The 13,452-nt window shown below is 45.1% G+C and carries 17 protein-coding genes; 13 read left to right on the top strand and 4 right to left on the bottom strand.

The features are described 5' to 3' along the window. Positions 1–377: RsmE family RNA methyltransferase (locus J5I83_RS02870; RefSeq protein ID WP_304053139.1), on the bottom strand; the 377-nt coding region annotated here is incomplete at its 3' end. An 87-nt stretch (positions 378–464) separates the two neighbouring features. Between J5I83_RS02870 and J5I83_RS02875 the strand changes: the two genes are divergently transcribed. The 6 genes from J5I83_RS02875 to J5I83_RS02900 all read left to right on the top strand — a co-directional run bounded on the left by J5I83_RS02875 (position 465) and on the right by J5I83_RS02900 (position 6,449). Further along, positions 465–1,022, top strand: coding sequence for a thioredoxin family protein (locus tag J5I83_RS02875; RefSeq protein WP_304053141.1), 558 nt, complete (start codon positions 465–467; stop codon positions 1,020–1,022). 2 nt (positions 1,023–1,024) lie between these two features. Then, on the top strand, positions 1,025–1,831 hold the full coding sequence (locus J5I83_RS02880; RefSeq protein ID WP_304053161.1) for an inositol monophosphatase family protein: 807 nt from the start codon (positions 1,025–1,027) through the stop codon (positions 1,829–1,831). Between the two features lie 45 nt (positions 1,832–1,876). Continuing rightward, positions 1,877–3,325, top strand: coding sequence for a Trk system potassium transporter TrkA (trkA, locus tag J5I83_RS02885; protein WP_304053142.1), 1,449 nt, complete (start codon positions 1,877–1,879; stop codon positions 3,323–3,325). Positions 3,326–3,336: 11 nt separating this feature from the next. After that, positions 3,337–4,794: a TrkH family potassium uptake protein gene (locus J5I83_RS02890; protein ID WP_304053143.1), complete on the top strand. Its 1,458-nt coding sequence runs from the start codon at positions 3,337–3,339 to the stop codon at positions 4,792–4,794. A gap of 426 nt (positions 4,795–5,220) precedes the next feature. Beyond that, entirely contained in the window at positions 5,221–5,604 is a 384-nt protein-coding gene (apaG, locus tag J5I83_RS02895) for a Co2+/Mg2+ efflux protein ApaG (protein ID WP_304053145.1), read from the top strand. Positions 5,605–5,741: 137 nt separating this feature from the next. Beyond that, entirely contained in the window at positions 5,742–6,449 is a 708-nt protein-coding gene (locus J5I83_RS02900; RefSeq protein WP_304053147.1) for an SAM-dependent methyltransferase, read from the top strand. Between the two features lie 141 nt (positions 6,450–6,590). Here J5I83_RS02900 and gloA read toward each other — a convergent pair whose 3' ends face one another. Both gloA and J5I83_RS02910 read right to left on the bottom strand, forming a co-directional pair. Continuing rightward, positions 6,591–6,989 carry a lactoylglutathione lyase gene (gloA, locus tag J5I83_RS02905; protein WP_304053162.1) on the bottom strand — a complete coding sequence of 133 codons (399 nt, stop codon included), beginning with the start codon at positions 6,987–6,989 and terminating at the stop codon, positions 6,591–6,593. Further along, positions 6,989–7,177, bottom strand: a complete 189-nt coding sequence (locus J5I83_RS02910; RefSeq protein ID WP_304053149.1) for a rubredoxin — start codon at positions 7,175–7,177, stop codon at positions 6,989–6,991. Before J5I83_RS02910 ends, gloA begins: the two co-directional genes overlap by 1 nt. Positions 7,178–7,229: 52 nt before the next feature. Here J5I83_RS02910 and thiD point away from each other — a divergent pair, with 52 nt between their 5' ends. The 3 genes from thiD to hemL are packed head-to-tail and all read left to right on the top strand — an operon-like array spanning position 7,230 to position 10,020. Then, a complete protein-coding gene (thiD, locus tag J5I83_RS02915; RefSeq protein WP_304053150.1) occupies positions 7,230–8,060 on the top strand; it encodes a bifunctional hydroxymethylpyrimidine kinase/phosphomethylpyrimidine kinase in 831 nt (276 codons plus the stop codon). A gap of 8 nt (positions 8,061–8,068) precedes the next feature. Beyond that, the gene (gene thiE, locus J5I83_RS02920) at positions 8,069–8,722 is read left to right on the top strand and encodes a thiamine phosphate synthase (RefSeq protein WP_304053151.1); all 654 of its coding nucleotides are present in this window, start codon (positions 8,069–8,071) and stop codon (positions 8,720–8,722) included. A gap of 14 nt (positions 8,723–8,736) precedes the next feature. Further along, entirely contained in the window at positions 8,737–10,020 is a 1,284-nt protein-coding gene (gene hemL, locus J5I83_RS02925) for a glutamate-1-semialdehyde 2,1-aminomutase (protein ID WP_304053153.1), read from the top strand. Positions 10,021–10,103: 83 nt separating this feature from the next. Here hemL and J5I83_RS02930 read toward each other — a convergent pair whose 3' ends face one another. Further along, positions 10,104–10,748 carry a cytochrome c gene (locus J5I83_RS02930; RefSeq protein WP_304053154.1) on the bottom strand — a complete coding sequence of 215 codons (645 nt, stop codon included), beginning with the start codon at positions 10,746–10,748 and terminating at the stop codon, positions 10,104–10,106. A 220-nt stretch (positions 10,749–10,968) separates the two neighbouring features. Here J5I83_RS02930 and J5I83_RS02935 point away from each other — a divergent pair, with 220 nt between their 5' ends. The 4 genes from J5I83_RS02935 to rdgB form a co-directional block, all read left to right on the top strand. Next, positions 10,969–11,121, top strand: a complete 153-nt coding sequence (locus J5I83_RS02935; protein ID WP_304053156.1) for a hypothetical protein — start codon at positions 10,969–10,971, stop codon at positions 11,119–11,121. 153 nt (positions 11,122–11,274) lie between these two features. Further along, positions 11,275–12,084, top strand: coding sequence for a type I methionyl aminopeptidase (gene map / locus J5I83_RS02940; RefSeq protein ID WP_304053158.1), 810 nt, complete (start codon positions 11,275–11,277; stop codon positions 12,082–12,084). Between the two features lie 59 nt (positions 12,085–12,143). Then, positions 12,144–12,866 carry a ribonuclease PH gene (gene rph, locus J5I83_RS02945; protein ID WP_304053163.1) on the top strand — a complete coding sequence of 241 codons (723 nt, stop codon included), beginning with the start codon at positions 12,144–12,146 and terminating at the stop codon, positions 12,864–12,866. 7 nt (positions 12,867–12,873) lie between these two features. Next, positions 12,874–13,452, top strand: a 579-nt coding sequence (rdgB, locus tag J5I83_RS02950; RefSeq protein ID WP_304053160.1) for an RdgB/HAM1 family non-canonical purine NTP pyrophosphatase, incomplete at its 3' end; no start/stop codon positions are given.

The following is a 13,452-nucleotide window of genomic DNA, read 5'->3' on the forward strand; positions in this document are numbered from 1 at the left end:
CGCCTATTGGCACGTTCTTCAGTGAGCCTTACCACACTACGATTGGCTGTGATGGGCTGGATACTGCTAACGCCCAGCTCAACTGATTTTTGTATGATCCAATCCATTTTTTCATTGGAGCTGACAGCTTGCACCAAATTGATTGCGAGTGGTGATTCGCGCTCGATTTCATGAAATTCTGAGAGTATGACAGTGCTTCCCGATTTATCAATACGGTGGATCAGTCCCGAAAACTCTCCCCCTTTGCCGTTGAACAATGTCACGCTATCACCTTGCTTCAGTCGAAGCACACGTGCGGCATGATGGCCAATATTTGCGGGCAGGGTAATGACTTGACCTGATGTCATGGATTCGGGGTAATAAAAACGTGCAGCCATAATGGATAGTGGCATAAGAGCAGGGTGGTTACGATTCCATGATAATATAACAAAGATAGATAAGGCCTTCGATAAGGAGAAAAAAATATGGCAAGCCTGGAAACACCTGTTTGTGATTTTGGTTGGAAAGCAATTGATTTTGATTTGCCCGGAGTGGATGGGAAACGTTATAACCTGGCCGCGGCAAGGGGTGAGAAGGGGCTATTGGTGATGTTTATCTGCAACCATTGCCCTTATGTGAAAGCGATACGTGATCGTATTATTCGCGATGTGAAAGAGCTGGCGCAATACGGTATCGGTACGATCGCCATCATGTCGAATGATCCCATGGATTACCCTGAAGATTCTTTTGATAATATGATCAGAATTGCCAAGGAGTTTGAGTATCCCTTCCCTTATGTATGGGATGAAAGTCAGGATATTGCCAAGGCTTACGGCGCAGTGTGTACTCCGGATTTTTTTGGCTTTAATAACAACTTAGAATTACAGTACCGCGGACGGCTGGATGCATCCCGCAAGGAAGCGGCACCTGTTGATGTACGTCGGGACTTGTTTGAGGCAATGGTGCAAGTTGCGCAAACAGGTCAGGGGCCTCAAGACCAAATACCCAGTATCGGCTGCTCGATCAAGTGGCGAGCCGCTTAAGCATGCTGGAACAAGTCATTGCTGCGGTAAAAGAGGTTGCTCAAGAAGAGATTATGCCTCGATACATGCAAGTCGTACGTCAGCGTAAAGCAGATGGCAGTTTTTATACTGAGGCTGATTTGGCTGCGCAGGAAGTCTTACTGAATAAGCTTCAGAAAATTTATCCTGTTGCAACAATGGGTGAGGAAATGCCCGCCGAGCAGCAACACGCCCAATGGGAAGCGGGAGATGCGGGGCTCTGGAGTGTTGATCCCATTGATGGTACATCCAATTTTTTCAATGGCCTCCCTTATTTTGGAGTTTCTGTGGCATTGATGCGCAAAGGCAGGAGTATTCTGGGAGTTGTTTATAATCCTGCCACAAAAGAATTGTTTTATGCCGAGAAAGGTAAGGGTGCCTATCTTAATGGGACTGCCTTGCCATTGAGAAGGCGCGAGACTCATTTGCGTAATGCGATAGCCAATGTCGATTTTAAGCGCCTGGATCGTAAGTTGGCTGAAAAAATAGCTGCTTATCCTCCTTATGCTTCACAGCGTAATTATGGTGCCTGCACTTTGGAATGGTGTTATACCGCTGCAGGTTACTTTGATTTATTGTTACATGGTGGTCAGAAACCCTGGGACTACGCCGCCGGCTGCCTCATTCTGGAAGAAGCAGGCGGTTCCATGTGCAGCTTTGATCAGGACGATTATTGGGCGGCATCGCCGTGGCGGCGCTCAGTGATTGCTGCGCTTGATTCTGCATTGTTTAAGCAATGGCGCGATTGGGTGCGGGCACATTATCAGAATGATGAAACCTCCGCAGTATAAGGTGTTTTTTCAGGTATTTTAATACACCGGAAACAGGTTGCAGAATTGAAAATTCTTATTTTAGGTGCTGGGCGGGTAGGCTCTACTGTCGCTGAAAGCTTAGTAAGCGAAGCAAACGATATTACAGTGGTTGATATTGCTGCCAATCAGCTGGCCTTGTTGCAGGATCGCCTTGATTTGAGAACAGTAGTCGGTAATGCATCGCATCCCTCTGTGCTTAAACGGGCAGGTGCTGAAGATACAGATATGGTGCTGGCGGTTACCGAGAGTGATGAAATCAATCTGGTAGCTTGCAAGATCGCTGCCAGCCTGTTCAATACGCCCACCAAGATTGCTCGAATTCGTGCAAGCGATTATCTAGAGCATCCTGATCTCTTTTCACAAAAAAATTTTTGTGTCGATTATGCCATTTACCCTGAGCAGATACTGACTCAATATATTGAAAAGTTGATCGAATTTCCAGAAGCATTGCAGGTGCTTGATTTTGCTGCCGGTAAAGTAAGTCTGGTCGCTGTGAGAGCACTGCAAGGAGGACCGCTGGTAGGTCATCAACTAAGCGAATTACGTAAGCATGTTCCCAATGTCGATACCCGGGTAGCAGCGATATTCCGCAAAGATCGCCCCATTATTCCCGAAGGAAGCACCGTCATCGAGGCTGGAGATGAAGTTTTTTTTATTGCGGCGAGTAAGGATATTCGCGTCGTGATGAGTGAATTACGCAGCATGGATAAACCGGTCAAGCGTGTCATGATTGCAGGCGGTGGCAAGATTGGCAGACGTCTTGCAGAAGCGCTGGAAAATGACTATCAAGTTAGAATCATCGAACGTGATGGCAAAGTCTGCGAACTTTTAGCCCAGGACCTGCAAAAAGCATTGGTGCTGCATGGTGATGTCACCGATGAAGAATTGCTGGAGAGTGAGAATATCGCTGAAATGGATGTATTTTGTGCGCTAACCAATGATGATGAGAATAACATCATGTCATCATTGCTGGCTAAGCGCATGGGTGCGCATAAGGTGATTGCCCTGATCAATCGGGGCGTATATGTCGATTTAGTTCAAAGCGATAGAATCGATATTGCCATTTCACCTGCACAAGTAACGATCGGTTCCTTGCTTGCTTATGTACGGCAAGGTGATGTGGTAGCAGTCCATAGCTTGCGCCGGGGAGCGGCTGAGGCACTTGAGGTGGTGGCACATGGCGATACCAAATCATCCAATGTGGTGGGGCGGAAAATAGAAGATATCAAATTACCAAAAGGTGCAACGATTGGTGCTATCGTGCGGGGATTGCCCGCCAAAGACAAAAGATGGATGAGTGCTTGGGATATTGCTGAAGACAGCAGTATCGAGGAGAAAGGTAAAGCGCAAGTTATCATTGCCCACCATGACACTGTTATTGAATCAAATGATCACGTAATTCTATTTGTTATCAATAAGAAAATGATTCGGCAAATTGAAAGATTATTTCAGGTTAGTGCCTCCTTTTTGTAATTGGCTGATGCATGAATCACTTTTTGTCGGTTGCTAATGTTTTAAGCAAGATCATTGTCGTATTTGGCCTGACCATGCTAGTGCCATACGGTATCGGATATTGGTTGCAAGATGGCTCATCGGCTGTTTTTGGTGAGGCTATTCTGATTACGTTGATCTGCGGCATCGTTATCGCATTGATAACACGCCGCTATAAGCGTGAGCTACAGATCCGTGATGGTTTTTTATTGGTCGTGCTGGTTTGGCTTCTCCTGCCGTTCTTCGGCATGCTGCCGCTATTGCGTTTTTTCCCGGAAATCAGTTTTGCCAAAGCATATTATGAGGCAATATCTGCAATGACTGCTACCGGTGGAACGGTTTTGACGGGTCTGGATACACTCCCTTACTCGATCAATCTGTGGCGTGGTGAGATGGTATGGCTGGGGGGTATGGGATTAATCGTACTTGCCGTAGCTATACTGCCCATGTTAGGTGTTGGTGGTAGACAGATCTTCAAAGCTGAAATACCTGGCCCCATGAAAGAGTCCAAGTTGACACCACGTATCGCCGAGACAGCAAAAGGGCTGTGGTTGGTGTATGTGGCGCTTACGCTGATGTGTGTGATCGCATATAAGCTGGCAGGAATGAGTTGGTTTGATGCGATCATGCATGCCTTCACAACCCTGGGATTAGGGGGGTTTTCTTCGCACGATGCGAGCTTCGGTCATTGGAATTCACCCGCAATCGAACTGGTTGCGATTGTATTCATGTTGATTGGAGGGGTTAATTTCGCGACGCACTTTTCGGCCTGGCGAGCAAGGGGTATTGCACCGTATTACTATGATCCTGAAATAAAACCTTACTTCTTTATCGTATTGGTGAGTTGTGTAGTAGTTGCTGGTTATCTGTGGTTGACAGGGGTTTATACTGATCCGTTAACAGCGCTGCGCTATGCATCCTTTAATGTTGTTTCTGTTGCAACGACGACGGGATACAGCAATACTGATTATAGTTTATGGCCAATATTTGCTCCGCTATGGATGCTGTTTTTATCCGGTTTTTGCACTTCCTCGGGATCAACGGGAGGAGGGATTAAAATGATTCGTGTACGGATTTTATATCAGCAGTTTTTTCGGGAGATGATCACGATTATGCATCCCCAGGCAGTTTCACCCGTCAAGCTCGGTAGAAGTGTTGTTGCTAATCGAATCATCTTTGCTGTGTTCGTTTTTTTATTTGTTTATTTGCTGAGCATGATTCTCATGACTCTAGTGCTAACATTAAGCGGCCTGGATGAAATAACAGCTTTCTCAGCTACGGTTGCATGTATCAATAATCTGGGACCGGGGCTTAATCAAATCGGACCCGCTACTACCTATGCTTCTTTGACGGATTTTCAGATCTGGATATGCAGTTTTGCCATGTTATTGGGAAGGCTGGAGTTTTATACTTTGCTGATTGTATTTACAATCGCTTTCTGGCGAAAATAATTTACGCAGAATCGCCTTGTTGTCCTAATATTATGCTGAAAATTCTCGCATGAATAAGTTTTGTATAGTGTTATCATCAGTGTCGGTGTTTTATATCGCCCGATTGCAAATATCACCTGAAGTGCTGGTTAGCTGATTACCGCCTTCCGAGTCCTCGATGAAATCCTACATTTTTAAACATTTTGCCGGAGCTTCCCGTAGGTGTGCATGATTAGGGTAATTGCTTTTTGCGATTCATAAAACCCGTTAGCCTCTGATCGAATGGTGGTGAGAGCTATAGCGGCGGGGCTCAATTCTTAACAGTTTGCAAATTGTAACGTAGCGCATAAATTCACTGCGATATGGAATACAGACAAAGTGACTCGTAATGACTAACTTTAGTAGCAGCTTGCTGCGATTTAGAAAATAGTGTGCAATATATAAACCATGAATGACGAAAAGAAATATGAAATGGATGTCTCGGTACGTACTACATATCTGCCTGAGCAATCAGATGAAAAAGCAGATCGCCATGTATTTGCTTATACCATTACTATTTCCAATACAGGAACTGTGGCGTCACAATTAATAAGTCGTCACTGGATTATCAACAGTGGAGATGGCAATGTTCACGAGGTTCGGGGATTGGGTGTGGTGGGTGAACAACCACTCCTTAAACCTGGTGATAGCTTCGAATATACCAGCGGTACAGCGATTACCTCGCTTGCCGGTTCAATGAAAGGTAGTTATCAGATGGTCGCTGAAGACGGTTTTCATTTTACCGTAGATATCCCTGAATTCATTTTGAGTGTCCCACGGGTACTTCATTGATATTTCCAGCAAGCAGACAGCGTGCTATTGAAGGTCAAGAAATAACAATTTAGTTAGAGATGCTTTCTTGCTGATTCTTTGCAAGGAAGAGATTTCTACTATCTGATAACAGCGATTATTTGGAGAGATTCTACAGCATGCATCCCGGCACACTTTTTCTGATACCAGCTCCATTAGGAGAAGTAGATTTTGCTGAAATTATTCCTGCACATGTGCAGCAGCATATTGCCGAACTGGAATATTTTATTGTTGAGCACCCCAAAACAGCCAGGCAATTCCTGAAACAGATTGGAGGCATGAAGCCTTTGCAGGAGATTAGCATGCAGGTGCTGAATGAACACACCAGGCTTAATGAGATCGATCAGTTACTTGCGCCATTATTTGCAGGGAACAATATCGGCCTGTTATCTGAAGCAGGCTGCCCGGCCGTTGCTGACCCAGGTGCCAATCTCGTACGCGTTGCACATCGAAAATGCGTGCCTATTGTGCCGTTGGTAGGACCATCATCCATTCTGTTAGCATTAATGGCATCCGGATTGAACGGGCAATGTTTTCATTTTCATGGTTATCTACCCGTAAAAAACGAGCTGCGTCTCAGGAAAATCATCCAGTTAGAGGAGGAGTCGGCAAGAACTAACCAAACTCAAATCTTTATAGAAGCACCTTATCGCAACCAGAAATTGCTTGAAATACTGACTCAGAGTTGCCGTGATGATACTGATCTCTGTATTGCCAGCAATCTTACTTTGCCGGATGAATATATCGCCACAAGAACGATCAAAGAATGGAGAGACTGCTTGCCTGATATTAATAAGAAACCCACCGTTTTTTTATTGCATGGATAGTATCGAGCGTGCTGTTGGCAGCAGGTGCGATGGATGCTGTTACCATTGATTTGAAAATCAGCTTGTTTAAACTTTAGCAATATTCCTGAATCTCGGTAACAGCAATTGAATGGCTATGTAATAATTATAGCGTGATTGAGGTTATATGGATTCATTCTGTTTTTTCTGAATAAACTCAATCTTATAACCATCCGGGTCCTCAACAAATGCAATGATAGTGGCGCCATGCTTCATGGGGCCAGCCTCACGCGTTACGTTACCCCCGAGACTCTTTACTTTTTCACATGCCTTATAAGCATCATCCACTTCTATCGCAATATGACCATATGCCGTCCCAAGATCATATTTTTTTACTCCCCAGTTGTAAGTTAACTCAAGAACGGTACCTTCTGACTCATTCTGATAACCGACAAACGCCAATGTGAATTTTCCATCAGGGTAATCTTTTTGACGCAAAACTTTCATACCCAATACATTGGTATAAAAATGAATGGATTTCTCGAGATCACCAACTCGCAGCATGGTGTGGAGTATACGCATCACAATTTTACCATTTCAAAATCTTCTTTCCGTGCGCCGCATTCAGGACAGGTCCAGTTTATCGGTACATCTTCCCATCGTGTTCCAGGAGGAATGCCTTCTTGTGGTGCACCTTCAGCTTCATCGTAAATATAACCGCAGATCAAACACATGTAACGGTGATAGGTCTGATTTTCATCAATAGACATGATAGATCAAAACATCCTTTTAAGTTAAAATCATATTTTACGGTATTATTGCATGTCCAAACCACCCCCTACAGTATTATCATTTGCAGCAAGCGATCCCAGCGGCGGTGCAGGTATACAAGCCGATATTCTCACATTAGCGAGTATGGGTTGTCACCCACTTTCCGTCATTACAGCTGTGACAGTACAAGACACCATTGGTGTTGAGAGCATATTGGCACTGGATCCTGAATGGGTAGCGGATCAAGCGCGCATTGTGCTGGAAGATATGCCAGTGGATGCTTTCAAGATAGGTTTACTTGGCAGCGTGGAAATTATTGTAGCCATTGCTGAGGTCATTGCCGACTATCCAGATATTCCGGTCGTTCTTGATCCGATACTTGCTTCTGGTCGCGGCGATCCGCTTGCTAACGAGCAAATCATTGCGGCCATGCGTGATCTATTGATTCCGCAAGTCACGATTATTACACCCAACAGCATAGAAGCAAGGCGTCTGGTATTGGAGAGTGAGGATGAACTGGAGATCATTGAGCTCAAGCAGAGCGCAGCCCGATTACTACAGATGGGATGCGAATATGCGTTGATCACAGGTACTCATGAAAATACAGTCAAAGTAGTCAATACGTTATATGATAGTAACGGAGTGATTCGGGCAGATGAATGGCAGCGATTGCCAGGTTCTTACCATGGATCGGGATGTACACTATCGTCAGCAATTGCTGCTTCTTTTGCCCATGGAATGTCTGTTACCGAAAGTGTTTATGAGGCACAAGATTACACTTGGCATGCCCTTAAATCAGGGTTTCGTCCGGGAATGGGTCAATACCTGCCGGATAGACTCTTCTGGGCAAGTGATGAAACCGATCTGGAAGAGAAAAAATAACACTTTCGATGGTTTCTCATGGAATTAAAGGATTGTATGCCATTACTCCTGATATTACGGATACAGCTCAACTCTGTCTGATGACGCGCCAGCTACTTTCCGCTGGCGTTCGCTATGTGCAATATCGAAATAAAGTAGGCGATGCCAGATTGCGCCTGACGCAAGCAAGCACATTGCTCCAGCTTTGCAAGCAATACGATGCGATCTTGATCGTTAATGATCATTATGATCTGGCGATAGAAGTCGATGCTCATGGGATACATGTTGGTAAAGAAGATACTGCTATTGTTGCAGCTAGAAAATATTTAGGACCAAACAAAATTATTGGCGCGTCCTGTTATAATCAGCTAGCGTTAGCTTTTGAGGCAGAAAAACAAGGTGCTGATTATGTCGCATTTGGTGCTTTTTTCCCCTCAAAAACCAAGTCGAATACAGTAACAGCATCGACTGATTTATTGTCTGAGGCAAAGAAGAAACTGAGTATTCCCATCGTTGCAATTGGTGGCATTACTTTGGCCAATGCAGCTTCACTGATCAATCATGGAAGTGATTCTATCGCTGTTAGTCACGGACTATACGGCGCTCAGAATATTCGATCTGTGGCAAAAAAATTCACCCAGTTATTTTTGAAAGCTGATCAAGCTTTTTCTTCATCATCTTAATGACGAGTAAATAAATGACCTCACTTAATCAACAATTATATGAATCTTCCCAGAAATATATTCCGGGAGGCGTTAATTCACCGGTGCGCGCTTTTAAATCTGTTGGCGGCACACCTATTTTTTTTAAACGTGGACAGGGAGCCTACTTCTGGGATGTTGATGGAAAATCCTACATAGATTATGTCGGCTCATGGGGACCGTTGATTCTTGGCCATGCCCACCCCAAAGTAGTCAAGGCAGTTCAAGAAGCAGCACAGAATGGATTATCTTTTGGTGCGCCAACCGAAGCAGAACTGGAGATTGCTGAGTTACTCTGCAAACTACTTCCCTCGATAGAGCAAGTGCGGCTGGTGAGCTCATGCACCGAAGCTGGCATGAGTGCTGTTCGCTTAGCGCGTGGTTATACAGGCAGAAGCCGCATTATTAAATTTGAGGGATGCTATCACGGCCATGATGACGCTTTGTTAGTGAAGGCGGGCTCCGGGGCATTGACCTTTGGTCATCCAAGTTCAGCCGGAGTTCCTTCTGAGACTGCTGCCCATACCATGGTATTGAATTATAACGAGATTGCCGGCCTGGAAAAAATCTTTAGTGAATTTGGCAAAGAAATTGCTGCCGTTATCGTCGAACCCGTTGCGGGTAACATGAATCTGGTCAAAGCAGAGCCGGATTTTCTAGCAACCTTAAGGAGCCTCTGCACGCAGTATGGTAGTGTGCTGATCTTTGACGAAGTCATGACAGGCTTCCGCGTGGGACTGGAGTGCGCCCAGGGGCTTTACCAGATTAAACCTGATCTTACGATACTTGGTAAAGTAATAGGGGGCGGTATGCCGATGGCTGCATTCGGAGGACGCCGGGAGATTATGCAGTGCCTCGCGCCGCTCGGTGCCGTATATCAGGCAGGTACCTTATCTGGTAATCCCGTTGCTGTCGCTGCTGGATTAGCCACGCTTGAGGAAGTGCAAGCGCCTGAATTTTATGAAACGCTCGCGGCTAAAACACAGCAGTTGACTCAAGGGTTAGCCAGTGTTGCACAGAAATACAATGTGGACTTTTGTGCCCAGTCAGTAGGCGGGATGTTCGGCTTATATTTTTGCAAAGAACTGCCGAAGAGCTTTGCCGATGTAATGATGTGCGACAAAGAAGCGTTTAACCGCTTTTTTCATGCCATGTTAGGAGAGGGTGTTTATTTTGCACCGTCTGCATTTGAGGCCGGTTTTGTCTCTACTGCTCATACGGATGAAGATATTGACAAAACACTGCTTGCAGCAGAACGAGTTTTTACTTCCTGGGTATAAGGATATTAAATTACCGCCGGTAGTACCGGTGGTAATTTAACAGTTTTTAGATGGGTTGCTTATCGTTGCAGCAGAAACTAGATCTACTGTAATGTTGCAATATAGTCAGCTACAGCTTTTATTTCCTGTGCACTCATGCGCAGTACCGCTTTTTGCATCTCTTGATTTTTGTCGTTAACGCGGCTTGCCTGACGAAATGCCTCTAATTGCGAAACGACATAAGCTGCATGTTGGCCTGCAAGCTTAGGGTAATGAGGCGGGATACCTTGTCCGTTAGGAGAATGGCAGCTGGAGCAAGCTGGCACATTATTTTCCAGGTTGCCCCCATTGTAGACTCTTTTACCTAATTCCAGTAATGATGTATCACTCTCGCTCGTAGTACCAGGCTGTGATTTTTGTTGCGCATAATAGGCAGCAAGATTCTTCATGTCATCCTCAGAGAGCGCTGCAACCATCGAAGCCATCACGGGATTATCACGTTTTGCAGGTGAATCGCCTTCTGCCTTGAAATCCATTAGTTGCTTGGTGATATACTCCACGTGCTGGCCAGCAAGCGTCGGGTTGGCCGGAATAACGCTATTGCCATCGGCGTTATGGCAGCTAGCACAAATACCCGTGGCAATTTCTTTACCCTTCTCAGGATCAGCTTGAGTATTCGATGTATCGGCAAAAATTTGATTTGAAAATATAAGTGCAAAAATGACTGCAGTGTTTTTAATGGCTTTCATATTTTGAAGATTATAAGATTTTTTAAAGGTTTGCATAAAAAGAAAAGCAGAATTCAGCACCGCATTCTAACAAGGTTTATTAATATCAGTAAACGGTCATAGCGAATAATCCATCAGGATGAAAATATTTTTCTTTTTATTTTTGCTTGTGAACATGGTTTTTTTTGATGATCTTTCAATTGGAATCAAATCAAACAGATAAAGTATATGTCACACCGGTATGCGTATTCCTCTTCGCAAAACAAAAAGCGTAAATATCGGTCAGTTGCGTTTGGAGCAAGTAAAATACATTGTGCTTGAATTGATGAGGGAAGTGGAAGAAAAAATTTTTTCATGTCTGCCCGGCAAGTTTCTGGTGGCAAGTTGGCAGTAACTGCATGCGAGCACTTTTGGATATCAGCTTTAAAATCGAAAGAATAACAAATTTATCAAAATAGATAGGGGCGTAACCCTTTCCATGCAATTTCGCCCGGTCACGGGCGTGGATTGAAACATTATGTAATAATTGGATTATTTGGAAAATATTGTGACGGTTCATATCAAAACTCCTGAAGAAATTGAAAAAATGCGGATAGCTGGAAGGCTGGCATCCGAGGTGCTCGATTACATTACCCCTCATGTTGTGCCGGGTATTACGACGGGCGAGTTGGATAGCCTTTGCCACAACTATATGATTAATGTGCAAAAATCCATTCCGGCGCCGCTCAATTATGCGCCTCCCGGCTACAGCCCTTTTCCCAAATCAATTTGTACCTCGGTTAACCATCAAATATGTCATGGCATACCAGGGGATAAAAAACTGAAAGAAGGGGATATCATCAATATTGATGTAACGGTGATTTATAATGGCTATCATGGAGACACCAGCCGCATGTTTTATGTTGGGCAACCATCTATCCAGGCCAGGCGCTTGTGTGAAGTGACTTATGAATCGATGTGGCGCGGGATAGAAGAAATCAGACCTGGAAAACACTTGGGTGATATTGGCCATGTCATTCAGCGCATGGCAGAAGGTGCCGGTTATAGCGTCGTGAGAGAGTTTTGCGGTCATGGTATCGGCGCAAAATTTCACGAGGACCCGCAAGTTCTTCATTACGGACGCCGTGGAACGGGTTTAATACTTAAGGCGGGCATGATCTTTACGGTAGAACCCATGATCAATGCAGGCAAGGCTGCTATCCGGTCACTGCCAGATGGCTGGACCATTGTGACCAAAGATCGCAGTTTATCAGCCCAATGGGAACATACGGTGCTGGTTACCGAGAATGGCTATGAACTATTGACAGTATCGGCTGGCACTCCGCCCAAACCGGCTTCTTATCGTTTTGCTATCTGAACGCTTAGCTTGAATTAATTGTATATAACACAGAAAATTTTCCATGGCAGGTACTCATGATGTTACGTCATAACAACCGGGCTTCTAACCAGATTCGTCCGGTAAAGATCACTCGTCGCTATACCAAACATGCTGAAGGGGCTGTGCTCATTGAGTGTGGCGATACCAAAGTCGTGTGCACTGCGAGTATTGCCGATAAAGTTCCTCCCTTTCTCAAGGGATCAGGGCAGGGGTGGCTGACTGCTGAGTACGGTATGCTGCCATGCTCAACGAATGAGCGTATGCAGCGAGAAGCAACAAAAGGCAAGCAATCAGGGCGTACTATGGAGATTCAACGCCTGGTAGGGCGGGCATTACGCTCAATCATTAATCTGGAAAAATTGGGAGAGCGTACCATTCAAATTGACTGTGATGTCATACAAGCAGATGGTGGTACCAGAACAGCCAGTATTACGGGTGCGTTTGTAGCATTATACGATGCGATCGAATATCTGCAGGCACAACGGTTGATCGCAGGTAACCCCATCCGGGATCACGTGGCGGCTGTTTCGGTTGGCATCCATCATGGCGTTCCCTTGATTGATCTGGATTATGCGGAAGATTCTACTTGTGATACCGATATGAATGTCGTGATGACCGGCAGTCTTGGTTTGGTCGAAGTGCAAGGAACCGCCGAAGGCGCGACATTCAACCGGCAGGAGTTAAATGCCATGCTGGACATGGCGCAGCAGGGAATACAGGAACTGATCGTGTTGCAAAAAACAGCTCTCGCATCTGATTGACAAAATTATGCAAAAACTTATTATTGCCAGTAATAACTCAGGTAAGCTGAGAGAAATACAACAGTTACTTACCCCACTTGATTTTGAAATTATCCCGCAATCAAGCCTGGGTGTAACTGAAATTGACGAACCTTATGATACCTTTGTTGAGAATGCGCTGGCCAAGGCACGCCACGCTAGCCGTTCTACGGACTTGCCTGCACTTGCAGATGATTCTGGTATTTGTGTCAACATTCTGGGCGGTGTACCGGGTGTATATTCTGCCCGCTATGCAGGAGTGCCAAAGTCAGATGAACGCAACAATCAGAAACTAATCGACAAGCTCAGAAATCAATCAGATCGGCGAGCTTATTACTATTGCATTATTGTGCTGGTGAGACATGCCGATGATCCACAGCCCATCATTGTCGATGGTTGCTGGCATGGGGAGATCCTGCTGGAACCGCGTGGAGAAGGAGGATTTGGATATGATCCGTACTTTTTCTTGCCTGAATTGAATAAAACGGCAGCAGAACTCGTCATGGAACAAAAAAACCGGCTTAGTCATCGCGGGAAAGCGCTTGAAAAATTAAGAGAATTTCTCGTG

It is taken from the genome of Nitrosomonas communis, assembly GCF_024102715.1.
GTDB classification, from domain to species: domain Bacteria; phylum Pseudomonadota; class Gammaproteobacteria; order Burkholderiales; family Nitrosomonadaceae; genus Nitrosomonas; species Nitrosomonas communis_B.